Source organism: Pseudomonas sp. RT6P73, from assembly GCF_054897715.1.
This window is the reverse complement of the sequence record NZ_JBUBUV010000002.1, coordinates 2,516,845-2,541,081: the sequence shown is the minus strand read 5'-3', so window position 1 is coordinate 2,541,081 and position 24,237 is coordinate 2,516,845. Positions and strand designations below refer to the sequence as shown.

The following is a 24,237-nucleotide window of genomic DNA, read 5'->3' as shown; positions in this document are numbered from 1 at the left end:
TTATTCCTCGGTCAACGCGGAGCCTGCCCGGTCGAGCAGCGGTTTGAACAAATAGTTGAGGAGTGAACGTTCACCGGTCCGCACGAACATTTCCGCCGGCATGCCGGGCTTGATCACCAGGCCGTTGAGTTTTTCCATGGCCTGGTCGCTGACGCTGCTGCGCAGCACGTAGTACGGCGCGCCGGTTTTCTCGTCGATCATCTGGTCGGCAGAGATCAGGCTGACTTCGCCCGGCACACGGGGTGTACGGCTCTGGTTGAACGCGGTGAACAGAATGTCCACCGGCAAGTGAGTGCCGACCTTGTCGATCAGGTTGATCGGCAGGTGCCCTTCCACTTCCAGGCGAGTGCCTTGCGGCACGATCTCCAGCAAGGTTTCGCCCTGGCGGACCACCGCGCCTTCAGTGTGAACCCCGAGGTTGACCGCAATGCCGTCGGCGGTGGCGATGATTTCGCTGTGTTGCAGATCGAACCCGGCGGAGGTCAGTTGCTCCTCAAGGGTCACGCTCTTGAGTTGCGCGTCGGCCAGTTGGGTGCGGACTTCTTTCTGGTATTCCTCGATGTGCTGTTGCACCTTCAGGCGCGATTCGAGGATGCCCTGCTCGACCCGGCCGCTTTCACCACTGTTTTCCGCCAATTGCTGTTGCACCTGCGACAGTTGCCGCTGGAACTCCATCAACCGGTTGCGCGGGATATAGCCGTTGTCCGCCAGCGGCTGCAGATTACTCAGTTGTTGTTGCAAGGAGCTGGCCTGAGCCGTCAGGTCCGTACGCGCGCGGCGCATACCCGCCAGTTGCGCGCCGGCGCCTTCGATACTGGCGCGCAAGCCAGCCTGCTCGCGGGAAAACGCTTCGCGGCGGCTGCTGAACAATTGCCGCTGGCCTTCAAGCACCAGGGCCAGGCGTGGGTCGGGATCGTTGCTCAGTTCGGCGGGGAAATTCACCTGCTTGAGGTTGTCCCGTTCGCTCTGCCAACGCGCCAGGCTGGCCCAGGCCATGCGGTATTGCGCTTGCAGCGATTGCACGTCGGCCGCGACCTGGGTCTGGTCGAGTTGAAACAGCGGCTGGCCTTGCTTCACCACTTGACCCTCGCGCACCAGAATCCGGCTGACCACGCCGTTGCTCATCGATTGCACGGCTTTGCGCTTGCCCGATACCACGACCGTGCCTTGCACCGGAATGCCTTGGTCGAGCGGCGCCAGGCTTGCCCAGGTAAAGAAACTGCCGGCGCCGACGATCGCCAGAATCCAGCCCATGCGGGCGAAGAAACGCGCGTCACGCTCCGGTCGTTCGGCGATGTAATCGTGTTCCATCGTCGCTTCGTTTTCAGTGTTCATGCGAGCGCTGCTCATACACCCGAATTCCTTGTCGTGGGCTGATACTGACGACTCATGCTGAGCCCGCCCGGTGCTTGCGGGGTTCTTTCACGTTGCTGTTCCTGAGCGCCTGACGGGTTACCGGCAAGTGCCTTGAGCACTTCCTGGCTTGGGCCGAACGCCTGCAAACGGCCGTCGTTGAGCACCAACAGTTTGTCGGCCTGGGCCAAGGCCGAGGAACGATGGGTCACCAGAATCACGCTGGTGCCTTGGGCTTTCATCTGAGCAATGGCGCCGGCCAGTGCCGCTTCGCCCACGGTGTCGAGGTTGGAATTGGGTTCATCCAGCACCACCAGGCTTGGTTTGCCGTACAGCGCGCGGGCCAATGCCACCCGTTGCTTCTGGCCGCCGGACAAACCACTGCCGTCCTCGCCAAGCAGCGTGTCGTAGCCTTGCGGCATGCGCAGGATCAATTCATGGACGCCCGCCTGTTGCGCGGCTTCGACGACTTTTTGCGGATCGGCCTCGCGAAACCGGGCGATGTTTTCGGCGATGCTGCCGCTGAACAATTCGATGTCCTGAGGCAAGTAACCAATGTATGGACCGAGGTCGTCGCGGTTCCAGCGGTGGATGTCCGCGCCGTCGAGCCGCACGGTGCCACCGAGGGTTGGCCAGACGCCGACCAGCACCCGGGCCAGAGTCGATTTGCCGGAACCGGAGGCGCCGAGCACGCCCAACACTTCGCCGGCGCCGAGGCTGAAATTGACCAGGTGCAGGGTCGCCGCACGCTGCCCCGGTGGGCCGGCGCTGACTTGTTCGAAGGTGATCTGCCCCTTCGGCGCCGGCAGCGCCATGGCCTCGTCACTCGGCGGAAAGGCTTGCAGCAGCGAATCAAGACGACGGTAAGCGAGCTTGGCGCCGCTCCACTGTTTCCAGACCGCAATCAGCTGATCGATGGGGCTCAGGACGCGGCCCATCAGGATGGAACCGGCGATCATCATCCCGGCGGTCATGTCGCCCTTGATCACCAGCAACGCGCCGAGACCCAGGACCAGGGATTGCAGGCACAGCCGCAAGGTCTTGCTCAGGGAACTGATAATGGCGCCAGTGTCGCTGGCCTGATTCTGCAGGCCGAGGAAACGCGAATGCACCTGGAACCAGCGCTTGCGCAACACCCCGAGCATGCCCATTGCCTGAATGGTTTCGGCGTTGTGCAGGTGACTGGTGGCCAGTTGGCTGGACTTCTGAGAGAACCCGGCAGCTTCGCCCAAGGGCTTTTTGGTCATCGCCTCGTTGAGGCAAGCGAGGCCAATCAACACCATCGCGCCCACGGTCGCGAACACGCCGAGCCAGACATTGAACAGGTAAATCACGAAGAGGTAGACCGGAAACCACGGCGCATCGAAGAACGCGAACAGCGCAGGTCCAGTGACGAATTGGCGAATGTGGGTCAGGTCCCCGAGCGACTGCCCGGCGTTGCCCTCGCCCTTGAGCAGGTTGCGCTCGAACGCGGCCTGATACACCCGCAGGTTGAAACGGCGCTCCAGTTGGCTGCCGATGCGGATGACGATGAAGCTGCGCACGATCTCGAGCAAACCGATGAAGGCGAAAAATCCGACCACCATCAGCGACAACATGGCCAGGGTGGTTTCGTTTTGCGAAGACAGCACGCGGTCGTAGACCTGGAGCATGTAAATCGACGGGACCAGCATCAGCACGTTAATTAACGCAGTGAAACAACCGACGCTGATCAGGATGCTTTTATAGTCGCCCAATGCCTTGAATAACGGTGCGGTGGCCGGGCTCTTTGCCATCTTCATGGGTTCTTCCTGAGGTGTTATTCCTCGTCATGCCTGACGAAGTTTGCGTTAACTTTCCGCGCAGACGCGGATACAGGTTTGGCGCACTAGCGCTTACAAACCAATCACAACTTTTAATCTGGTTTGGTGCTTATAACGATAATGGCCGTCGCTCTTTTAGCCGTAGCCTGTTAATTACTGCGCCTGGCGCACAAGTGTTATGACCAGAGCGGATTTCAATGTGGCTTTATATGAGCCATCACGCTGCCGGCTGAGAAACATAATCTTCGAACCTTCTTTGCCGGTGATCGCAATGCCGTCTGGTTCCGGGAACCAACCGATAGCGGTTTCGCCGTTCAACCAGGCGCTGAGGCAACTGGCGCCCTCGCCCAGTGTTTGGTTGTTTTGAAAATTGATGACGCACACATTGGACGGTTTGTCCTGCAACGCCTGAGATTCTGGAGAGTCGTCCTTGGCGCTCAGGGTCGCCTGCCATTGGCCGGCCAGTTCCGAGGGATCTGCTAATTTCAGGCTGCTCGCCATGGCTGTCTCTCCAAAAAAAATCATCAACGTCGCCAGAAGCCACGCGGTTGTTCGGTGGGAAAAGGCGTTTTGAACCATCACTTGTTTTACTCCGGCTTGCGGACTTTGGCACAGAGGGCGGCGCATCGGCGCCACCCTCCTTGTCGCGTTACATCACGCAGCGATGTCCGAGAACGCCGCCTGGCCAACGGTGCTGACCAGGAAATCAGCCACGCCGTGCCCAGAGAAGTCCACCGACAACTGGCTGTTACCACCCGAAGAGGTCAACACTGCATCGCCTGCCGCACCGGTGAACGAGTTCACGAAGTGCAGGCCCGCGCCTTTGGTGATGGCGGTCAGGTCGATCTTGTCCAGGCCGCTGACAAAATCGAGGATCTGATCCGCTACGCCCGGCTTGGAATCGCTGCTGGCCGCGAACACAAAGGTGTCCGAGCCCGCACCGCCCCACAGCTTGTCCGCACCGCCCGCGCCGAAGAGGATGTCGTTGCCGGCACCGCCCTTCAGTTCGTTGGACACGCCATTACCAATCAGCAGGTCGCTGCCCGAACCGCCAATCGCGTTCTCAATCGTGGCGCCCTTGGCAATGGACACGTTGCCAACCAGGCCGCCAACGTCAGAGAACGAGGCCTCATTGAGGTTGATCTTCTGGTTTTGGGTAAAACCGGAGAAGTCCAGCGTGTCCTTGCCGCCCGCATCCCACACCGAAAACACAACCTTGTCCGACGACGAAGACGCGCTCAGGAAATCGCGACCGGCGTTGGAGTTGAAACCGTAAGTAGTGTCACCGGTGCGGGTGGTGGTATTGGCACCGTAGAGCTTCTGGATCGCGGCGATATCGTCCAGCAGCGGACCGGACGCATAGGCCTCGACGCCGGCCTTGCTGAAGTTCTGGTCGGTATTGCTCTCACTCCAGTAGCTCATGAGACTGTAACCGCGGGTGTCTTCCGCGTAGGTCGCGTCGTTGTAAGTCGGCGCGCCCTCACCGGCGTTGTAGTCGCCGGGGTGGGCTAGGCCCAGGCTGTGACCGATTTCGTGGGTCAGGGTTTGACGACCGTAGTTGTTCAGGTCCGGCGTCTTGTTTGGCGTGTAGCTGCTGTTGGTCAGATACCAGGAAGTACCGTCATAACCAGCACCGGTGCCCGGCAGGTAGGCGAATGCCGCTGCGCCGTCCTGGCCGCTGCTGTAGTTGCCGAAGGTCATGTGACCATCGCCGCCTGTGGCTTTCTCGGTGAAAGTGACTTTGGCCACATCGGCCCAGGATTGCATGGCGAGCGCGGCCTGGGCTTTCTGCTGGGCGCTGAACTGACTGAAGCCGGAAATCCCGTGCTTGTTCATGGTGCTCGACGACGCCGAGGTCAGGAACGTGTAGGTCAGTTCGATTTTGCCGCTGCCGTCCTTGTCCTGGTAGGCAGCCCCGTCGCGCAGCAATTGAGTCGCTGCCTCGTCGACGGAGTATGAGGGTTTGCCATTGACCGTGAGATTGCCACCCCGGTCATACTGATGGCTGAAGCTGTCGATCTGGTTGTACGCGGAACTGGGCGCAGCCAATGCTTGCAATGGCGAAAAAGCCTGTTCGGCAAGATCAATAGCGTTATTTTTAACTTTCGACATAAACACACTTCCTTGTTTAGCAATGGAACAGTTTTTGTCAGATAGCGACAATCTCTGGCGAGATCGTCCTATCACTCGCCCAATGAAGGCGAAAGAAAACTGACACAATTCGAAATCAAACGTCTACATTTTTTTTGACGTCAAATTGTGCAACTCCAGCAAGTACCCGGAAACAATGCCTGCGCTGGCGAAATATAGTTTGAAGTTGAGGGTTTCGGACTAATTGTCTGACAATTGTGTATTTAAATATTAAATATGGGTAAGTTGTTTTTTGTCGAAGGCGTCTCGTTTTTTTGGACTTATTAGTATGAGTGCCAGTGGATTGATATCAGACGGATTTGTGTTGGATTTTAAATTTTAACGACTGCTTCGCAGCCGAACGCAGCCTCGCGTTGCTCGGCAGCTGCTACAAAGATTGCGGTGTCCACGGATCCTGTAGCAGCTGCCGAGCCCGCGAGGCTGCGTTCGGCTGCGAAGCAGTCGTCAGATACTCACAACCAACACGCATCCCACAGCGGATAATCATGAACCCGCGTCACTAGCCCCGCTCGTATTGGGTTGGCCACGACATACCTCGCAAGATCTTTCACATCCTCCTCCCGCCGGACTGCGCGGTCGTGATAGCCCTTTTGCCACAACCGCCCTCGCCGACCTAATGCCTGATTGACCGCCAAACTGCTACGAGACTTGATTCGGCACATCAACTCCGCCAGCGTCTTGTCGTGCAGTTGCACCACGCAATGCATATGATCCGGCATCACAACCCACGTCAAAAAATCGGCCCAACCTTCCTCCTGCGCCATGCGCAGCTCCTGAACAACCAACCTTCCCAATCGCCAATCAATAAAAAACGGCCGTCGTTGGTCAACGACAGCCGTTAGCAGATAAATACGTCCTGACTCAGAGAAGCGACCGACACGTAGCTGGCCCGCATTTGTACAAACAGGCATTCCATTGCCTCCTGACCCATTGAAAGGAGGCCTGGAAGCTACAGCGTTGCCGGAGAGCCCGACATGTCGCAACGACGACAAAATATGACCCTCAACTCCCCGTCCGAATTCTGTTCCACTCCCGCGTCCAAATCCGGTCAATGTTCAGAGAAATCGCCTTCAGCGCGAACAGGCACCGATCATTTCCGATGCTTCAATGCTTTATCGCTGACGCGATCAGGTCGCAGGTAACCATAAACGCCCACGCTCAGCGGTCGATGACGCTGAAGCTTGAGGGTAGCCTGTGATCGCAAATGTCACGTCTACGGCGTAGTGAACATCGCCGATAGTTTTCGTTTTGAAGAGTAATCGGCCGTTAATTTCGTCCTGGCCCTCGCCTCTCTGAAACACGACGTTTCCCGATGCAGCGTCGAAATAAACGTCCTTATCGTATTGCATGTAGAAGAGATGCAAAATTCTTGGGTCACCCACCTCAAATTCGCCGCTTGCCTCATCGTGTTTACTCAGTTGAAGCCCCACAGATACATATTTTTCCGGTATTTCCGGATTCTTCATTGATCCATGAAATCGCAGTGTCCCACCTTGTTTATCGCGGTAGATGTATGTTGCAAAATAGTCGTACGATTCGGCCGTCCGAAGGTTTATCAGCGTTCCCTTCATGGTTCCGGTGGGTTCTGTGTTTGAGCCGCTTTCCCGCTCAGTAGGCAATAGATTTTTGCTGGACATTATTTATCTCCCTGATATTGGAAGGGCGACCTCTCACCCCTCCTCGCCCAGCTAGTTAACTGTAATTCCAAACCCATGTAACCTGTCATAAATGACAGGTATAAGAAGTTAATTTTTATTACTATCAGCTATTAGCAGCCCCAATTCCGAATAGCCCACAGCTAACAAGGATTAGCACCCTCCAACACGGTCTACGCCCTCAACTCCCCGTCCGAATCTTGTTCCAAACCCGCGTCCGAATCCGGTCAATATTCAGCGGCATCGCCTCAAGAGCAAACAGCTTGCCCATCATTTCCGGGCTCGGATAAACCTTGGTGTCGTTCTTGATGGCCGGGTCGATCAGGCTGTCGGCCTGTTGGTTACCGTTGGCGTAGTGCACGTGGTTGCTGATGCTGGCCATGACGTCCGGGCGCAGCAGGTAGTTCATGAATGCGTAGCCGGCCTTTTCGTCTGGGGCGTCGGCGGGCATGGCGACCATGTCGAACCAGATGGCGGCGCCTTCCTTGGGGATGGCATAGCCGATGTCGATGCCATTGTTGGCTTCTTTGGCACGGTTTTCGGCTTGCAGGATGTCGCCGGAGAAGCCGACGGCCACGCAGATGTCACCGTTGGCCAGGTCGCTGGTGTATTTGGACGAGTGGAAATAGCTGATGTACGGCCGGACTTTCATCAGCAGCGCTTCAGCTTTTTTGTAGTCTTCCGGGTTCTTGCTGTGATGCGGCAGCCCCAGGTAGTTCAGCGCGGCCGGCAGCAGTTCGGGTCCGTTGTCGAGGATGGCGACGCCGCACTTTTGCAGTTTTGCCATGTTCTCGGGCTTGAAGATCAGGTCCCAGGAATCCACTGGCGCGTTGTCGCCGAGTACGGCCTTGACCTTGGCGATGTTGTAGCCGATGCCGGTGCTGCCCCACAGGTACGGGAAACCGTGCTCGTTGCCCGGATCGTTGGTCTGCAACGCGGTGAGCAACACCGGGTTGAGGTTCTTCCAGTTCGGCAACTGGCTCTTGTCGAGCTTCTTCAGTGCCCCACCCTGAATCTGCCGCGCCATGAAATGGTTGGACGGGAACACCACGTCGTACCCGGATTTGCCGGTCATCAACTTGCCATCAAGGGTTTCGTTACTGTCGTAGACGTCGTAGCTGAAGGCAATGCCGGTTTCTTTCTGGAAGTTTTTGGTGGTGTCCGGGGCGATATAGTCCGACCAGTTGTAAATCTTGACGGTCTCGGCGGCGTGGCTGAGGGACGCGACGAGCGCAAGGGGTGCCAGGGTCAGTGTCTTTCGGATCATGAGTCGATTCCTGTATGGGCTTTTGTGCTTTTTATTGGAGGGCGGGCAGGCAATCAAAAGATCAAAATTCAAGCAGTCAGAAAATCAAAACGTAGGTCTTGCGCACGGTTTCCTGGATGTCCCAGATGCCGAGGCTGTTGGCCGGCAACATCAATGCATCGCCTGCTTCGATGTAGAGGGTTTCACCGTCGTCCGGGGTGAAGGTGCAGCGGCCCTGGATGAAGTGACAGAACTCCTGCGCAACGATCTGTCGGCGCCAGCGGCCGGGCGTGCATTCCCAGACGCCGGTTTCGACGCCATCGTCGCGTTCGACGCTGGTGGTCGAAGCCACCGCCACCGGCGTTCCCAGCGGCACGGCGACGGGGTTCGACTCTTCCAGTTCCAATATTGCGGTGTTCTTGAATTGCGTGATGCCCATGGGAGTACCTGTCGATTGAGCCTATAGATGAAGAGCGCGCCGTTTACTGCATGAAACCTTCCATGAACCCCGCCACCTTGCTCGCCAGTTTGCGGCGCCAAGGGGCCGTGGTCGGGTTGGCCAGGGTCTGGTCTTCGTGGACGAAGCTGCGGATGATCGCGTTGTAACCCAGCCAGCGACAGGGTTCTGGCTCCCAGGCCCTGAGCGTGTCGAGACCGCCCTGGGGGATAACCCAAGGTTGGTGAACCAGTTCGGTATCGCGCTCGAGAATCAGATCCGCCAGGGTTCTGCCACCCAGGTTGCTGGCGCCCACGCCCTCCCCGCCATAACCGCCGGACAAGGCAATGCCGCTGGCCTGATCACAAAGCATGTGCGGCTTGAAGTGCCGGGACATGCCCAGGTTGCCGCCCCACGCGTGGGTAATCCGCACGTTCTTCAGTTGCGGGAAGAGTTCGCCGAACAGGTACCGCCGCAACTCCACTTCGCTGGTGGTCAGGTCAAAGTCATGGCGCAACTTGCCAGCAAACTGATAGCCGCCCCGGGCGCCGAACACCAGGCGGTTGTCCGCAGTGCGCTGGCCGTAGGTGACCTGCCGGCTGCTTTCGCTGAACGCCTGGCCGCGGCTCAGGCCGATTTCATCCCAGGTCGCGGCGGACAGTGGTTCAGTGGCCACAATCAGGCTTTGTACCGGTAGCTGATAGCGCCCAAGTGGTGGCAGAGTGACCGAATATCCCTCCACCGCCGGCACGATCCAGCGGCTGCGAACATGGGCCTTGGCAGTACGCAAACTCCCCGACTGCCACTGCGTGACCGCGCTGTTTTCGTAGATGTTGACGCCCATGCGCTCGACCGTTTCTGCCAGACTTCGCACCAACTTTGCCGGGTGAATGGTCGCAACGTGCGGTGCATAAATACCGCCATAAGGCTTCGCAACTCTGATCTGTTGCGCCAGCTGCTCCGGGCTGAGCCAGCGATAATCGCTTTCGGTCAGGCCTTGGCTGTAAAGCTTGTCGAGGTAGCTCCGCAGACTGGCTTCCTGCTCGGGATAGCGTGCGGCGCAATACAGCACGCCACCTTTGCGATAATCACAGTCGATGCCCTCACGTTCGATGACAATCTCGACCTCATCAGGAATGCTGTGCAGCAGATCGAAAGATGCGCGGCGTTGCTCCGGCGGCAAACTGGCCAGCAGACGGTCTTCGCCCAGCAGGTTACCCATCAGCCAGCCGCCGTTACGGCCCGAAGCGCCAAAACCGGCGGTTTGCGCTTCGATGATGGCGATGTCCAGGCCTGGTGCCAGGCGCTTGAGGTAGTACGCGGTCCAGAGCCCGGTGTATCCCGCGCCGATGATTGCCACGTCGACGTCCAGGTCCTGTTCCAGCGCCGGACGCGCCAACAAGGGCTCGTCGAGTTGATCCATCCACAAACTGATAGTGCGCCACGCCGACATGCAAGACTCCGCCACTCAAACTTCGTTGGCGTCGATCCTAGTGCGTGGGCTCAGGGGCTGTCGTGCGCGCGTGCACGCAAAGAAATTTGTTTGACGTAAGCCTTGGGCGACAGCCCCGTGTGCTGACGGAAACAACTGTAGAAAGCCGATAACGAATTGAAGCCGGCGGCAAACGCCAGTTCATCAATGCGCAACGGTGACGTGGCGGCGTCCAGCGCCTGGAGCAAATGCTGCAGTCGCGCCTGGTTCACGTAGCGATAGAAACTCTGGCCCAACACTTGATTCAGCAGGTAGGAAATCTGATTGCGGCTGTACCCGCACTCCTTCGCCACCCGTTGCAGGTCGAGTTCGGGGTCCAGATAAGGCTGCTGACGCTGGAAGTACTGTTGCAGGTCCTCAGCCATGAAACTCAACTGTCGTGGTGAAAGCCCGAGGCGGCTGACGGCCGGGCGCAGATTCGCGGCAGTGCTTGTTTGCGGCTGTTCGCGCACCAGGGACGCGTATTCGTTGACGCGCCAGATCAACCCGTCGCGCACCGTGATCGCCTCACTGGAACGGAACGACACCAGCCCCTCACCGCCGCGCAACGTCATCTGGTACTGGATGAACGCGGTGTTGCCGTCCAGGCGTATGCGATCCGAATGCTCCAGCGCTTCGTCCGGGTTACGCGGCATGCTGCCACGCACGTACTCGCGCAACTCGTCCAGGCCCATGACCCGGTTCTGGAAAAAATCGTTGTACTGAATGTCCGGGTGATACAGCGCCATGACACCGTCCAGATCCCGGTGTTTCCAGCACAGGTGGTAGCGCATGACCGTCTCGCCCGTAGCCTGGGTTTGCAGCGGGCCATCATCATCGGCGTGCATAAAGGACTCGACGAAAAAAACCGAGCTTGCCCAAGTTCGGCCACCGCTTCAATGACCAGACCGAATCGGCAGAAGAGCGAGCCAGCCCCGGCACGTGACCCACATCAAAAAAACGCAAGCAATCGCCAAACGGACTGAAAAAAATCACATGGCTTTCACATCTGGATGCTACTTTTAAAGGCAGTCACCGGTTGAGCCATTGAAGGCTCTTCCCTCCTAACATGAGCTAAAGGAAGCGCTCGATGAAGAAGGCGGGCAACACATGAATAAAGGGTCTTTCAGCAAAGTTACGTTTCCAAACGCCTGCCAGCTGATGCGCTGGCATTTTCATCCCATGGGATTCGAGGCGAGCATGGACGCGCCGGGCAGCATGATTGCCCGCCTGTTTGACCGCGCCAGTGGCGAGACCATGATCGCCATTGCAGGCATTCCTTGCGCTACCGTGATGAATGCCGCGGACGTAGAACGAATAATCGAAGCCGTGGAAGACGAACTTGAGTCTTTCATTCCTCCAGTGGCCCTCAAGAGTTATGCCTGAAGGTCAATGCCCAGCAAAAAGCCCACATCTTGTGGGCTTTTTTGTGGGGCTCGGGTTCAAGCCAGTTTTTGACCCTGGCGGTGATCCGCGAAGAACGGTTTGTCCTTGCCAACCCGGTCAGACGCCTTCGGCATATTCGCCGCCTGAGCGTCCTGCCCATCGACATACCAATAGCAATGACTCACCGCCCGAGTGATGCCGACGTAAGCAAGTCGCAGGATTTCGTCTTTCTGTGCGTTGTCATACGGCTCGTTGTCACCCGACTTGCCCAGTCCGGCCATCCGATAGACCTGGTTCTTGTAAGGAGAGCTGGTCAGGTGCTGGCAATCACCGAGCAAAAACACCGCGTCAGCTTGCAGGCCTTTAGCGCTGTGATACGTCAGTTGTTTGATCCGGCGTGCTTCATACGGCAAGCTAGAATCAACATTAACTACAGACTGAATATGCTGTTCTATCAATAACTTATCGCTGCTTTTTCGATACAGCATCAAGATTGAATCGCCCTGTCTGTAATGCTGGATCAGGCGCTGGGCCATTCCTTGATCGTCCCTATCCATGACGTTCACCGGCAACAGTGCCTTGGGTTCACCGCTGGCCTTGGCCTTCTTTCCTGCGATCGATGGTGCTGCGCGGACGATATGCTCGGCAGCATCAATAATGTGCTGATGACTTCGATAGTTGTCGCTGAGCATCACCTTCGTCGTGCTCGGAGACGGGAATTCCTTATTGAACTCCATGAAGTACGACGGGGAACTGCCGCGCCAGCCATAAATCGACTGCCAGTCATCGCCGACGCAGAGCAAAGATGACCGTTGCGCGCCACGCCCCACGTGCATCGCCGGGCCACGACTGCGGATCTCGGCCAAGCTGGCGCGGATCCACGAGACAATTTGCGGCGATACGTCTTGAAATTCGTCGATCATCAGATGAGACATAGGCCTCAGCAGTTCATCGCTCAGCAATTTCAGGTTTTCCGGGGAATGTTCGCTGAACAGGGCAAACATCCGGTTGTAGGTCATTACCGGTGGTTTTTGGTCGAGCAAGTGATCTTCCAGGGCGCGCCAGAACAGGCTCAAGGCCTCGAAGAAAAACCGGTCCGGGTCATCTTTGGCGAAACTCATCTGGCCGACGGCATTCGGCACGTCCAGCCCCAGGTTCTCGATAAACCCCGCGGCAGCCACAAAACAGTCCAGCAAGGGAGCCGATCCCAGCTCCCCTTTGACCTTGTAATTAAAGCCAGGCCCGGCACTGGCATCGCCTGCGAGGGAGGCTAAAACGCGCTTCGATGATTCATAACTATCGAACCATATCAATGGCTTATGGCAGAAAGCTTGAAACAAGGTTCGCTTTACTGCCCATTCCGCACGAACGGTTAACTTTGCATTCGGGCGGCTGACCTGCGGATTTTCCCGAGGGTCAAACCCCAGCACCACCCAGGCATCCAGCGTCGGGATGTAGCCGTGACAATGGAAGGTCGCACCATTGATGTCGAAGGTCTGCCGATTGGGCTCGATGCCTTTGATCGGCCAAGCGCCGGCGCGAAACCACAGATCTTCAATGGTGTCGCACAGCTCCTCGTCACGTTTGGCCGCCAACTCTGTCACGGCCATGCGCTTCTGCACGTCGGGGTGATCGCGCTCCAACTCCTTGAGTTGCAAAGCGTGACGGGACAATGGCTTGATCAGTTCGCGAAAACGCTCATCGCGGGTGTGCAGGCCGTGAAAACAGGCATTGAGTTGCTGACGCTGGGCCTCGTTGATGCGCAGGTCGAAAGGATTGCTGTCGACCTCCTCATCGCCGTTGTGCGCACGATTGCTGAGGTTTTCGAACGCTTGCAGACGCTCGAAGCCCGGCAGGCTGCGAACCATCGGCAGAATTCGCGAGTGGAAGGTGCGTACCAGATCCCGCGCCTCTTTGAGGCTCAACGCCCGGCCCCACAGTGCAAACAATTCGATCAGCTTATTAATGAAGTCTTTGCGCGACTCGCGGGTGAAGGTCACCACGGTCATCGAACTCAGCTCGAACCCTAGATAATGGGTCAGCAGCAGGATACGCAGTACCAAAGTCGTCGACTTGCCTGCTCCGGCCCCGGCAATCACCGACGTCGAAGGCGTTTCGCTGAAAATCATCTTCCACTGGGCAGCGCTTGGCTGGGCGTGCGGTGGCAGCAGTCGGGCGACATCGGCCTTCATGCGCTTCTTCAGCTCGACGCTCAATGGCAGGCGCCAATCATCGAACAAGCTGTCGTCCACGTTAGGTGGCCGGTGCTCGGTTGAGCGCGAGTCGCGAATCAACAGAACTTGCCGACCTTCTTCCAAACCCTCGGCTTTCCCTTCTTTATAGCCGTAATCCACCCCGGCGCTGTGACCACTGCGAAAGCCGTCGGCTTGCCCGTGCAGCCACGACGCACGGTGTTGCGCTCGCAGTCGGGTAAGGCCATGACCGAAGAACCGGGCGGCCAGGCGCTTGAGCAATGGCATCTCGGCCAGGGGACGAAGTTCGGGAGGAAGATCGGGGGTGTGTTGCGGCACGCGGACTGACTCCAGGGTGTGAGGCTGTTGAGGGCTATGGTGTCCGTATTTGCCTTTGAGTTCTAGTGAAATGCTTACAGGTCATTGGCTTATACGATGAAGTGAAGGCTGGGTGAGAATGTTTCGAGGTTATTTGTTATCGATTTATTCGATCATGATGAGGCATTTTTTACGCTTTTTATCGATTAGTGCCTGATAGATGATGCCCGCCATCAACCACCGGTTCTCGTTTCGTGGCTCAGGCGCTATGCCCCATGACGAACCTTTTCAGGAGACGATCATGCTTGAACTCAGACCTTTCAACTCGCTGGGCGGCGCCCACCATGGCTGGTTGGATGCGCATCACCACTTTTCGTTCGCCGAGTACCACGACCCGAAACGAATGAATTGGGGCAACCTGCGAGTATGGAACGACGACGTGATCGCCTCGGGCACCGGGTTCCCGAAGCACCCGCACCGGGACATGGAAATCATCACCTACGTTCGTGAAGGTGCAATTACCCACGAAGACAACCTTGGCAACAAGGGTCGTACCGAAGCGGGCGATGTTCAGGTCATGAGCGCCGGCACCGGGATCGCCCACAGCGAATACAACCTGGAAGCGGGCGAAACCAGGATTTTCCAGATCTGGATCATCCCGAATGAGTCCGGCCTGGCCCCCTCCTGGGGCGCCAAGCCTTTCCCGAAAGGCCAGCGCGAAGGTTTCGTGACCTTGGCCAGCGGCAAGACGGGTGACGATCAAAGCCTGCGCATCCGTGCCGATGCGCGGCTGGTGGCGGCGAACCTGAAGGCCGGCGAGTCCGCCGAATATCGCCTGGACAGCGGCCGTCGCGCGTACCTGGTTCCGGCCACCGGCGTCATTGAAGTCAATGGCTTGCGTGCACAAGCTCGAGACGGTGTGGCAGTGGCGGATGAGCAGGTGTTACGGGTGACTGCGGTTGAGGACAGCGAGATCGTGTTGGTGGATCTGGCTTGATCAAGTAAACGCAAGGCAAAAAAAGGGGCGACCGGTAATGGTCGCCCCTTTTTACATCTGAATTTTGAGTGGCCGTGCTGGCGTCTTCGCGGGCAAGCCTCGCTCCTACAAGGTAAGTGTCGCCCACAATCATGTGATCGACTCCGACCTTGTAGGAGCGAGGCTTGCCCGCGAAGGGGCCCTCAAATCACTTCGCAGAAATCGCGCCATCCACCAGCGTTTGAGCTTCAGCTACCAACTGCTTGAGGTGGTCATCACTGACGAAACTCTCGGCGTAGATCTTGTAGATATCCTCCGTCCCCGAAGGACGTGCCGCGAACCAGCCGTTCTCGGTCATGACCTTCAAACCGCCGATGGCCTGGTCGTTGCCCGGCGCATGACTGAGGATGCTCTGAATAGCTTCGCCGGCCAGTTGGGTTGAGGTGACCTGATCCGGCGACAGCTTGCTCAACAAGGCTTTCTGTTCAGGATTGGCCTTGGCGTCGACGCGTACCGAGAACGGTTCGCCGAGTTCGTCGGCCAATGCACGGTAGGCCTGGTTTGGGTCGCGACCGGTGCGAGCGGTCATTTCTGCGGCCAGCAATGCCGGAATCAAGCCGTCCTTGTCGGTGCTCCAGACGCCGCCATCCTTGCGCAGGAACGAGGCACCTGCGCTTTCTTCGCCGCCAAAACCCAGCGAGCCGTCGAACAGACCGTCAGCAAACCATTTGAAGCCGACCGGTACTTCGTACAGGCGACGGCCCAGACGCTTGGCCACACGATCGATCATGCCGCTGCTGACTACGGTTTTGCCCACGGCAGCGTCGGCGCGCCACTGCGGACGGTTCTGGAACAGATAGTCGATAGACACGGCGAGGTAACTGTTCGGGGCCAGTAAACCACCGGACGGCGTCACGATGCCGTGGCGATCGTGATCCGGGTCGCAGCCGAACGCTACGTCAAAGCGATCTTTGAGACCGATCAGGCCTTGCATGGCATGGCTCGACGATGGGTCCATGCGGATTTGCCCGTCCCAGTCGACCGTCATGAAACGGAACGTCGGATCGACCTGTTTGTTGACCACTTCCAGGTCCAGACGGTAATGCTCGGCAATTGCCGACCAGTAGCGCACCCCTGCTCCGCCCAGCGGATCGACACCCAGATGCAGCTTGGCATCACGGATGGCGTCGAAGTCGATCACGTTGATCAGGTCGGCGACATAGGTGTTGAGGTAATCGTGGCGGTGGGTCGTGCTGGCCTTCAACGCCCGCTCATAGCTGATGCGTTTGACGCCGGCCAGCTTGTTGCCCAGCAGCTCATTGGCCTTGGCCTCGATCCACTTGGTGATGTGAGTATCGGCCGGCCCGCCATTGGTGGGGTTGTATTTGTAGCCACCGCTTTGCGGCGGATTGTGCGACGGAGTGATGACAATACCGTCCGCCAGGCCCGAAGTACGGCCGCGGTTGTAGCAAAGAATCGCATGGGAAATTGCCGGGGTCGGCGTGTATTCGTCACCCTCGGCAATCATCACGGTGACGCCGTTCGCGGCCAGCACTTCCAGGGCGCTGGCGCCGGCCGGAGTGGACAGCGCGTGAGTATCGATGCCGACGAACAGTGGGCCGTCGATGCCCTGGGCTTCGCGGTACAGGCAAATCGCCTGGCTGATCGCCAGAACGTGCCATTCGTTGAAACTCAAGTCGAACGAGCTGCCTCTGTGCCCGGACGTGCCGAAAGCAACGCGTTGGGTAGAGATGGCGGCATCAGGCTGGCCGGTGTAATAGGCCGTTACCAGTCGCGGGATGTCGACCAACAGTTCTGCCGGTGCCGGTTTGCCCGCAAAAGGACTGAGTGTCATGCAAAACCTCTGGAATAGAGTGGTTCAGGAATTGGAACGCAGTTTACTGGCAGTTTGACCGCAGCGCGACGTTATCGATCCCGAGCGAAATGTTATCAATCTCCAAAGTCACCGGCCCTGCTCAATCGATAGCTTCCAGTCGCAACGCATCCCCCAACAAACCCATGGCCGCCGCGAGATCGTGGTCGCCGCCGAAGGTATGACTCAAGCGCAAGTGTTGTGCGTGCAACCCCTGAAGGCTGAACAGCTCCCCTGGCGCGATCACCACCTGGTGTCTGAGCAGACGCTGGAACACCCGGCGCACATCGACCTGGCGCAATGACCGGACCCAGATCGTCGCACCGCCCAAGGGCTCGACGAAATGCAAGGCATCGCCCAGGCGCTCCTGCAACAGCTGGGTCATGTGCACTTTGCGATCCCTGAGCAGCCGTCGCAACACCACCAGGTGCTGATCGATTCGCCCGTTGCTGTACAGCCGTGCGATGGCTTTCTGGCGAATCGGCGATAACCGGAACGAACGCAACAGGAAATACCGCTGCAGTTCGACGCTCAGTTGCCGCGAGAGCAGATAGCCGTAGGGTGCCTCCGGCCCGATGGATTTTTCGAATGTCGAGAACACGATCAGTCGATCCGGGTTCAGCAGGTCGCGAAAACGCGGGCCTTCGGCCTCGAATTCGAGTTCGCCGTAGCAGTCGTTCTCCAATACCCAGCTGCCATGACGCTCCAGTAGTTGAGCGGCAGACTGCCTGTTGCACTGGGAAGCCACGCTTCCACGCGGCATGTTGAGGCCGGATGAAAGCATGACCAGTCGCACCGGCTCGGTCTCCAGCAGTTGCGTCAGTTGCTCAAGGTCCAGGCTGCCATTGGCTTGCAAGGGCAGCTCGATGACGTGGACGTCAGCGTCCTGGAGCAAGCGCAGAATCGTCCAGTCGCAGGGCGATTCGACGACAACCTTGGCGTCTTTGAGACACAGCACCGCGATCAGTATTTCCAGCACCCCACGCAAATCGGCGCCGATATAGACATCATCGGCGTGCCAGCAGCGTGCTGGAGAGGAGGTATAGCGCGCGGCCAGAGCGGCGCGCAGCTCCAGCTCGCCGCAAGGTTGTGAAGTCGGTTGCGGCTGGCGCGGATACTGACGCAGCAGTTCTCTTTCAAGCAGCAACAACGGGCTGTCCAAGGGCTGTAACAACGCCGGCTCATCCGCGCTCAACACCAACATTCCCGGACGCCTGGCGTTCACATAGACAGTTTCGAGCAGGTCATTGCCGCTGCTGAGCGGGCGTATGGACGACACGGGCAGCGCGTAATAACCGGACTTGGCAACCGAATAAACCCGCCCTTCCTTTTCCAGCAGCGAATAGGCGTACTGAATAGTCGAAATCGACACACTCAGACGGTCCGCCAACTGCCGCAACGAAGGAAGACGGACTCGCGTGTCGCTAACCGGTTCGTTGATGAGGTTAGTCAGGTAACGGTACACCGCCTGATAAGCGAAGTCGGTTTCGCGTGGGCCTTTCATGGGTAATGACCGAAGACGCAGCGCTTATGGGTGGACGCGGTAAAACCGGGCACTTTCAATGACCCGCTGACCGTTCGCCATTCGCGGCGGCGCCCGCGTCGAGGTCCAACGCTTGCACACCCGAATCGTCGATTGCCGTGCCGGGTTCCTCGCCCCTGGCCACCGGCCCCATGCGGTAAAGCGTGCCGATCAAACTGACGGGCAAGCCGCTGACGTCAACCATCCATTGCAGAACCTGCTCGGGCGCCGGGTTGCCCTGCATCGCCCGGTGCAGATCAGGCAATGCCACGAGCATCCCGGGGTGGCACTGGCGCAGAAAACGCTCCAGCGAGGCGCCGTTCTCGACAAAGGGCGCGAACAGCAAACACACCAGTTGAGCCTCGCTCAAGCCGAGACTCTTCTGGGCCTCGGCCGTCGCCAATGCACGCTGGTCGGACATTGTCGCCGGGGTGCCAAGCGCCTCCATTGCCATCTCGCAAAAGCGCTCGGGAATGTGTTTGCGACGCATCATGACCAAGGCTCGCTGCACGTATTCGGCAACGCCCGCGTCATACGTGCGACCGTGAATGAAACAAGCCTCCAGCCCCCGAACGTGCGCGGAAACTGGAAGACTGATGAATTCGTTATCGCTGAGCTGAGCAGCCAGTTCGTCAGGTTGAAACCCGAGGAAATCGGTGAGCAGTGGCCAGCGATCTTCCAGGTTGCTGACCAGCATGTCGTGGATATCGATGAAGGTCGTGCGCCGGCACGCCTCAAAACATTCGGCTGGGCGCCACTCGGCCTGGGCATGTTCAGGATAAAACTCGCGGTAGCAATCGCTGCCCAGTTCATCCAGGCGTGCGAACAGCGCCTCATAACCGGATTCAGGGTAACTCGACGCCTTGAGACCGGCCTTTCGCGCCGCCCGGTGCAACCCATCCATGAATTGCTTTTGTTGACGAGGGGTATCGCTGCTGACCAACGCATCGACGCCCCGCTCCCAACGGGAGATTTGCCCGTAAAACTCGCCGGCTGCCAGGTACCCGTCGTCCCACAGGTCAAGCGGTCCGTTCCAGGCTCGACGGTGGCCGACCATCAATAGATTGAGGCGATTTGACTCGCGGCCTGCTTCGGAGACCGGCGTCAGATGGCTGAACGGCAGGACTTCCCGGTTATCGACCATCACCACTTCGACCCGAGGATCGTCGTAGAGAAACAACGCGCTGCAGCTGTGATGGATGTTTTCAAGGGCTATCGAGCTTGCTCCGTTCGTGCGCAAGGTCGCCACCCGCAGCTGGAACGTCGCAGGTGCCCGACCGGCGATGCTCAATTGCGCGGCACGCAGCAGCGCAAGCGTGTAACAACTGTCGCGACTTCCGGACTGGATCGCCAAGACCTTGTATTCGCCAATACGCTCCATGCCACCCGCGGCGACCACCAGACGCTGAATCATCAGCTGCAATGCGGTGCGCTCGGCGCGTGAGAAAAAACTCAGCAATCGCTGCAATACTTGCTGATAAACATAGTTCATTGCCTGTTCATGGGTATGGGTCATCATTGTTTACCTGTTACGCATAGGTTCGATGTCACGCAAACAACTGTATGCATTGCGCAAACGGCTGCCTGTCATGATTAAAGTGTCGTGCTTGATATCAAATGCTAACACTTAGTTTTTCGGTAATTATTTGAAATGAATCGTGCTTACTGGTGATCCTGCCAACGAGCGATTGCCGCAAAGCCCCACAGAGCAAGCGCTTTGAGGCCGCTCGCGATATCCTAGGAAATATCCGACAGCGTCCCACAGACATGTAGCACGAGAAATAAGGAAAGAAGTCGCCATTAATTTTTCGGCAATTGATCGATAACGCGCTATTTGTCGAGTTTGTATTGCCGGAGCGCGATGAACAGTATCTATCCGATACCCAGCCATAGCTCATTCCTTGAGATGAAAGTAATCATTCAATTATCGGGGCTTATATGCTGATTAGAAGATACAGATTGAGAGCAAAAACCAGTTCAGTTGCTGAACTGACCCGTCGCAGGTTGACGGGACGTCTCGGATTCTCGGAAGGGAAATGAAAAAGTCCGTGCAAGCACGGACTTTTTCAGGGGTATCAGGCCGGTTCGACCTGGAGGGCGACCCGTTCGCGACACGGGCATTCGTCCATGTAGCGGTGTGCTTCGACAAACTCGGAAAACGGGAAGACCCGAGTCTTGAGCGGCAGCAGCACGCGGTCAGCGGTCAGCTGGTTGATGTCACGCAAGGCACGTTGCAGTGCGACCTGATCCTGGATGATGCCCAGTTCCGGCTTGCCGGTGAAGTTGCCGATACAGTGAACGAAGAACTGAATGTTCTTCTGGAACGCTGCGCAGGCCGGGAACGGCGTCTGGTTACCGCCTTGCAGGCCGTACAGCACCAGGCTGCCACGAGGCGCAAGCACATCGCCGAGCAGCGACATCTGCGGACCGCCAAGGCCATCGAACACCACGTCCACGCCGCGGTTGTCGGTGATCTTGTTGATCTGCATCAGCAGATCCTGTTCTTCGGTGACGATGACTTTCTCGGCGCCGAGGGACAGCAGGTATTCACGCTCCTCCGACGTCTTGGTCGCGGCAATGACCCGGATACCCAATGCCTTGCCCAATTGTACAAAGGACGGACCGGCACAGTGGCTCGCGTCGGTCACCAAGGCAAATTGCCCGGGTTTGACCCGTGCCAGATCGACATAAGCGAAGTAGGCGATCAACAGCGGCGTGTAGTGCACGCTGGCTTCAATCGGGCTGAGCACGTCCGGATAACGGGTCAGTGCCGATCGCGGCAACACAATCTGCTCGCCGTAGACCGGATAGTCGTTCGGGCTTTCAGCCGGGAAGCTGGCGACCTTGTCACCTACCGCCAGGTCATCGACGCCCTCGCCGACCGCCGTTACGACGCCGGACATTTCATGGCCAAGGCCAGAAGGCAGGCGAGCGTGGGATGAGGCCAGATTCTGGCGCCAGAGAATGTCGTACCAGCTGATGCCAATCGCCTCGACGCGCACCTGCACTTCGCCCGGCGCAGGGAGAGCGGCCGCATGCTCTTCGCATTTGAGCACCTCGGCTGGACCAAACTTGTGAAAACGAATCGTGCGGGACATCGCAAACCTCGTCAAAGAAACCTCTAATGCCCTGAACTCTATCTGGGCTTTCTACCCAAGACTATCAGTGGCTATTAATAGTCGACATGCCTGTCATTGATTCCGCAGCATCCACAGGATCAACGGTTATCGTAAAAATCCGGAGCAGCCGCAGGGAAACTGAATTATTCGGTGCAGAGTAGCAGCCTTTCCCCGTAAGATTCATGCCGGCCATTGTTCTCATATGGCCGCTCTCGTCAAGCTTGATGACTCTGCCAGGACTCCAGATGAATCGTAATGACCTGCGTCGTGTCGACCTGAACCTGTTGATCGTTTTCGAAACATTGATGCATGAACGCAGTGTGACCCGTGCTGCGGAGAAATTGTTCCTTGGCCAGCCGGCCATCAGCGCGGCGCTCTCGCGCCTGCGCGGGCTGTTCGATGATCCGTTGTTCGTGCGAACCGGGCGCAGCATGGAGCCTTCTGCCCGCGCGGTGGAAATCTTCGCCCTGCTCTCTCCGGCACTGGATTCGATTTCCACCGCGGTCAGCCGTGCGGCGGAATTCGATCCGGCTACCAGCACCGCGGTGTTCCGCATCGGCCTGTCGGACGATGTCGAGTTCGCGCTGTTGCCGATGCTGCTCAAGCGCTTGCGTGCCGAGTCACCGGGAATCGTGCTGGTGGTGCGTCGGGCCAACTACATCCTGATGCCGAGCCTGCTGGCCTCGGGCGAGATTTCCATCGGCGTCAGCTACACCGCCGACTTGCCGGCCAACGCCAAGCGCAAAGTGCTGCGTCGCAGCATGCCGAAGCTGTTGCGTGCCGATACGGTGCCGGGGCCGTTGAGCCTGGACGACTTCTGCGCCCGCCCCCATGCACTGGTGTCATTTGCCGGTGACCTGAGCGGCTTTATAGATGAAGAACTGGAAAAGCTCGGGCGCAAGCGTCATGTGGTGCTCGCGGTGCCGCAGTTCAACGGGCTCAGCACGCTCATCAGCGGCACCGATATTGTCGCGACGGTGCCGGATTACACGGCTGATGCGTTGACAGCGGCTGGCGGTGTGCGGGCTGAAGACCCGCCGTTGCCGGTGCGCAGCTTTGAATTGCACATGGCGTGGCGCGGGTCGCAGGACAATGATCCGGGTGAGCGTTGGTTGCGGTCCAGGATTCAGATGTTCTTCGGGGATCCGGATAGTCTGGCCTGACACTGACTTTGTGTTGGGGCTGATGGCCTCTTCGCGGGCAAGCCTCGCTCCTACATTGGAATGCATTTCACTGTAGGAGCCTGCCCGCGATGGCCTTAGCATGGTTTCAGGATTTTTCTTTGCATCGGCTGCAACACTGAATTGTCATGAATCCAATTGATTGCTCCTCAATGCAAGGCGCATGCTAGAGGGCTTGCTTCAGACTCATATCATTCCGAATGATAGTTACCTTCGCTTCATTTGATTCGTGCGATACCACCCCGCCGCTCATCATCCGCCCATCTCAATACATTGGCGGATGCATCCATGGAACAGTCACTCAAACATTTGCGCTTCCCGTTGGCCATGTTGGCCGTACTGGTGATGAGCGCTTGCGGCAAGGCTCCGGAGTCTGCCGCTACCATGCCTGCGGCGAAAGTCAGTGTCGCCAAGGTACTGGAACAACCGGTCAACGAGTGGGACGAATTCACCGGGCGCCTTGAAGCGCCAGAAACCGTAGAAATTCGTCCACGGGTCTCCGGCCAGATTGATGAAGTGGCCTTCACTGAAGGTGCACTGGTCAAGAAAGGCGACTTGCTGTTCCAGATTGATCCACGTCCCTTCCAGGCCGAGGTCCGCCGCCTCGAAGCACTGGTTGCCCAAGGTCGCGCCAACGCTACCCGCAGCGAAAACGAAGCCCAGCGCGGCGAACGCTTGCGCACCAGTAATGCAATCTCTGCTGAACTCGCCGATTCGCGCACCAGCGCTTCCCAGGAAGCTCGCGCTGCCGTCGGGGCGGTCCAGGCTCAACTGGATCTGGCCAAACTGAATCTGAGCTTCACCCGCGTCACCGCGCCCATCAGTGGTCGCGTCAGCCGTGCGGAAATCACCGCTGGCAACCTGGTGACCGCTGATACCACCGCGCTGACCAGCGTCGTTTCCACTGACAAGGTCTACGCCTACTTCGACGCCGATGAACGTGTGTTCCTCAAATACACCCAGCTCGCTCGTCAGGGCAAACGCGGCGCCACCACCCCGGTTTACCTCGGCCTGTCCAACGAAGACGGCAACCCGCACCAGGGCGTGATGAACTTCGTCGACAACCAGGTCAACCCGAAAACCGGCACCATCCGCGGTCGCGCTGTTTTTGATAACGCCGACGGACAATACACCCCTGGCTTGTATGCCCGTTTGAAACTGGTCGGCAGCGGCACCTACTCCGCCGTGCTGATCAACGACGAAGCCGTCGGCACCGATCTGGGCAAAAAATTCGTGCTGGTGATGGATGCCGACAACAAGACAGTCTATCGCGCCGTCGAGCTGGGTCCGAAAATCGAAGGTTTGCGCATCGTGCGCAGCGGCCTGAACAAGGATGACACCGTCATCGTCAAGGGTCTGCAACGGGTTCGCCCTGGCTCGCCGGTCACCCCTGAAGTGATCCCGATGGCCAGTGAACAAACCCTCGCGGCACTCGCACAACAACGACAAGCGCTGGAAGCCAGCAACCTGCCCCAAGTCGCACCTGCCAAGGTCGCGCCGGGTTCGGTTGTGAAACTGGCTGCTGCGACTCCACGCGGTTAAGGGACGACAACTCC

The 24,237-nt window shown here is 58.2% G+C and carries 19 protein-coding genes; 4 read left to right on the top strand and 15 right to left on the bottom strand.

Features of this window, described 5'->3' with window-relative positions; all coding sequences use genetic code 11:
- The 10 genes from ACYZT6_RS12365 to ACYZT6_RS12320 form a co-directional block, all read right to left on the bottom strand.
- Positions 1–1,350: an HlyD family type I secretion periplasmic adaptor subunit gene (locus ACYZT6_RS12365; RefSeq protein WP_462027119.1), complete on the bottom strand. Its 1,350-nt coding sequence runs from the start codon at positions 1,348–1,350 to the stop codon at positions 1–3.
- Positions 1,347–3,134 carry a type I secretion system permease/ATPase gene (locus ACYZT6_RS12360; RefSeq protein WP_462027118.1) on the bottom strand — a complete coding sequence of 596 codons (1,788 nt, stop codon included), beginning with the start codon at positions 3,132–3,134 and terminating at the stop codon, positions 1,347–1,349. Before ACYZT6_RS12360 ends, ACYZT6_RS12365 begins: the two co-directional genes overlap by 4 nt.
- A 174-nt stretch (positions 3,135–3,308) precedes the next feature.
- A complete protein-coding gene (locus ACYZT6_RS12355; protein WP_462029944.1) occupies positions 3,309–3,734 on the bottom strand; it encodes an AprI/Inh family metalloprotease inhibitor in 426 nt (141 codons plus the stop codon).
- Positions 3,735–3,809: 75 nt separating this feature from the next.
- Complete coding sequence (locus tag ACYZT6_RS12350; protein WP_462027117.1) at positions 3,810–5,267, bottom strand: serralysin family metalloprotease; 1,458 nt, start codon at positions 5,265–5,267, stop codon at positions 3,810–3,812.
- 491 nt (positions 5,268–5,758) lie between these two features.
- Entirely contained in the window at positions 5,759–6,217 is a 459-nt protein-coding gene (locus ACYZT6_RS12345; protein WP_462027116.1) for an REP-associated tyrosine transposase, read from the bottom strand.
- Positions 6,218–6,433: 216 nt separating this feature from the next.
- Positions 6,434–6,943, bottom strand: coding sequence for a hypothetical protein (locus tag ACYZT6_RS12340; RefSeq protein WP_462027115.1), 510 nt, complete (start codon positions 6,941–6,943; stop codon positions 6,434–6,436).
- Positions 6,944–7,142: 199 nt separating this feature from the next.
- Positions 7,143–8,228, bottom strand: a complete 1,086-nt coding sequence (locus ACYZT6_RS12335; protein ID WP_462027114.1) for a polyamine ABC transporter substrate-binding protein — start codon at positions 8,226–8,228, stop codon at positions 7,143–7,145.
- Between the two features lie 76 nt (positions 8,229–8,304).
- Positions 8,305–8,646 carry a cupin domain-containing protein gene (locus tag ACYZT6_RS12330; protein ID WP_462027113.1) on the bottom strand — a complete coding sequence of 114 codons (342 nt, stop codon included), beginning with the start codon at positions 8,644–8,646 and terminating at the stop codon, positions 8,305–8,307.
- A gap of 43 nt (positions 8,647–8,689) precedes the next feature.
- Positions 8,690–10,096, bottom strand: coding sequence for an NAD(P)/FAD-dependent oxidoreductase (locus ACYZT6_RS12325; RefSeq protein WP_462027112.1), 1,407 nt, complete (start codon positions 10,094–10,096; stop codon positions 8,690–8,692).
- Positions 10,097–10,146: 50 nt separating this feature from the next.
- A complete protein-coding gene (locus ACYZT6_RS12320) occupies positions 10,147–10,962 on the bottom strand; it encodes a helix-turn-helix domain-containing protein (RefSeq protein ID WP_462027111.1) in 816 nt (271 codons plus the stop codon).
- Between the two features lie 262 nt (positions 10,963–11,224).
- Between ACYZT6_RS12320 and ACYZT6_RS12315 the strand changes: the two genes are divergently transcribed.
- On the top strand, positions 11,225–11,500 hold the full coding sequence (locus ACYZT6_RS12315) for a DUF1652 domain-containing protein (protein ID WP_109631085.1): 276 nt from the start codon (positions 11,225–11,227) through the stop codon (positions 11,498–11,500).
- A gap of 56 nt (positions 11,501–11,556) precedes the next feature.
- On the opposite strand, the gene ACYZT6_RS12310 is transcribed toward ACYZT6_RS12315, so the two are convergent.
- Positions 11,557–14,031 carry a UvrD-helicase domain-containing protein gene (locus ACYZT6_RS12310; protein WP_462027110.1) on the bottom strand — a complete coding sequence of 825 codons (2,475 nt, stop codon included), beginning with the start codon at positions 14,029–14,031 and terminating at the stop codon, positions 11,557–11,559.
- A 280-nt stretch (positions 14,032–14,311) separates the two neighbouring features.
- Here ACYZT6_RS12310 and ACYZT6_RS12305 point away from each other — a divergent pair, with 280 nt between their 5' ends.
- Entirely contained in the window at positions 14,312–15,007 is a 696-nt protein-coding gene (locus ACYZT6_RS12305) for a pirin family protein (RefSeq protein ID WP_462027109.1), read from the top strand.
- A gap of 187 nt (positions 15,008–15,194) precedes the next feature.
- On the opposite strand, the gene pgm is transcribed toward ACYZT6_RS12305, so the two are convergent.
- From pgm to ACYZT6_RS12285, 4 genes are all read right to left on the bottom strand, one after another.
- A complete protein-coding gene (pgm, locus tag ACYZT6_RS12300) occupies positions 15,195–16,841 on the bottom strand; it encodes a phosphoglucomutase (alpha-D-glucose-1,6-bisphosphate-dependent) (RefSeq protein ID WP_462027108.1) in 1,647 nt (548 codons plus the stop codon).
- Positions 16,842–16,962: 121 nt separating this feature from the next.
- The gene (locus ACYZT6_RS12295) at positions 16,963–18,363 is read right to left on the bottom strand and encodes an aminotransferase-like domain-containing protein (RefSeq protein WP_462027107.1); all 1,401 of its coding nucleotides are present in this window, start codon (positions 18,361–18,363) and stop codon (positions 16,963–16,965) included.
- Between the two features lie 55 nt (positions 18,364–18,418).
- Complete coding sequence (locus ACYZT6_RS12290; RefSeq protein WP_462027106.1) at positions 18,419–19,897, bottom strand: hypothetical protein; 1,479 nt, start codon at positions 19,895–19,897, stop codon at positions 18,419–18,421.
- Between the two features lie 559 nt (positions 19,898–20,456).
- On the bottom strand, positions 20,457–21,479 hold the full coding sequence (locus ACYZT6_RS12285) for a zinc-dependent alcohol dehydrogenase family protein (protein ID WP_131058575.1): 1,023 nt from the start codon (positions 21,477–21,479) through the stop codon (positions 20,457–20,459).
- 266 nt (positions 21,480–21,745) lie between these two features.
- Between ACYZT6_RS12285 and ACYZT6_RS12280 the strand changes: the two genes are divergently transcribed.
- Together ACYZT6_RS12280 and mexE are read left to right on the top strand one after the other, a co-directional pair.
- Positions 21,746–22,663 (top strand): LysR family transcriptional regulator, encoded by a 918-nt coding sequence (locus ACYZT6_RS12280; protein ID WP_257605177.1) that lies wholly within the window; start codon positions 21,746–21,748, stop codon positions 22,661–22,663.
- A 306-nt stretch (positions 22,664–22,969) separates the two neighbouring features.
- Positions 22,970–24,223: a multidrug efflux RND transporter periplasmic adaptor subunit MexE gene (gene mexE, locus ACYZT6_RS12275; protein WP_462027105.1), complete on the top strand. Its 1,254-nt coding sequence runs from the start codon at positions 22,970–22,972 to the stop codon at positions 24,221–24,223.
- Positions 24,224–24,237: the final 14 nt, after the last annotated feature.

Bases quoted from the DNA above. Each gene is read 5' to 3' on its own strand.
- ACYZT6_RS12340 (WP_462027115.1), bottom strand. From the start codon at position 6,943: ATGTCCAGCAAAAATCTATTGCCTACTGAGCGGGAAAGCGGCTCAAAC.
- ACYZT6_RS12315 (WP_109631085.1), top strand. From the start codon at position 11,225: ATGAATAAAGGGTCTTTCAGCAAAGTTACGTTTCCAAACGCCTGCCAG.
- ACYZT6_RS12350 (WP_462027117.1), bottom strand. From the start codon at position 5,267: ATGTCGAAAGTTAAAAATAACGCTATTGATCTTGCCGAACAGGCTTTT.
- ACYZT6_RS12325 (WP_462027112.1), bottom strand. From the start codon at position 10,096: ATGTCGGCGTGGCGCACTATCAGTTTGTGGATGGATCAACTCGACGAG.
- ACYZT6_RS12365 (WP_462027119.1), bottom strand. From the start codon at position 1,350: ATGAGCAGCGCTCGCATGAACACTGAAAACGAAGCGACGATGGAACAC.
- ACYZT6_RS12330 (WP_462027113.1), bottom strand. From the start codon at position 8,646: ATGGGCATCACGCAATTCAAGAACACCGCAATATTGGAACTGGAAGAG.
- ACYZT6_RS12345 (WP_462027116.1), bottom strand. From the start codon at position 6,217: ATGCCTGTTTGTACAAATGCGGGCCAGCTACGTGTCGGTCGCTTCTCT.
- ACYZT6_RS12320 (WP_462027111.1), bottom strand. From the start codon at position 10,962: ATGCACGCCGATGATGATGGCCCGCTGCAAACCCAGGCTACGGGCGAG.
- ACYZT6_RS12360 (WP_462027118.1), bottom strand. From the start codon at position 3,134: ATGAAGATGGCAAAGAGCCCGGCCACCGCACCGTTATTCAAGGCATTG.
- ACYZT6_RS12285 (WP_131058575.1), bottom strand. From the start codon at position 21,479: ATGTCCCGCACGATTCGTTTTCACAAGTTTGGTCCAGCCGAGGTGCTC.
- ACYZT6_RS12280 (WP_257605177.1), top strand. From the start codon at position 21,746: ATGAATCGTAATGACCTGCGTCGTGTCGACCTGAACCTGTTGATCGTT.
- ACYZT6_RS12295 (WP_462027107.1), bottom strand. From the start codon at position 18,363: ATGAAAGGCCCACGCGAAACCGACTTCGCTTATCAGGCGGTGTACCGT.
- ACYZT6_RS12290 (WP_462027106.1), bottom strand. From the start codon at position 19,897: ATGACCCATACCCATGAACAGGCAATGAACTATGTTTATCAGCAAGTA.
- ACYZT6_RS12355 (WP_462029944.1), bottom strand. From the start codon at position 3,734: ATGGTTCAAAACGCCTTTTCCCACCGAACAACCGCGTGGCTTCTGGCG.
- ACYZT6_RS12335 (WP_462027114.1), bottom strand. From the start codon at position 8,228: ATGATCCGAAAGACACTGACCCTGGCACCCCTTGCGCTCGTCGCGTCC.
- ACYZT6_RS12305 (WP_462027109.1), top strand. From the start codon at position 14,312: ATGCTTGAACTCAGACCTTTCAACTCGCTGGGCGGCGCCCACCATGGC.
- mexE (WP_462027105.1), top strand. From the start codon at position 22,970: ATGGAACAGTCACTCAAACATTTGCGCTTCCCGTTGGCCATGTTGGCC.
- pgm (WP_462027108.1), bottom strand. From the start codon at position 16,841: ATGACACTCAGTCCTTTTGCGGGCAAACCGGCACCGGCAGAACTGTTG.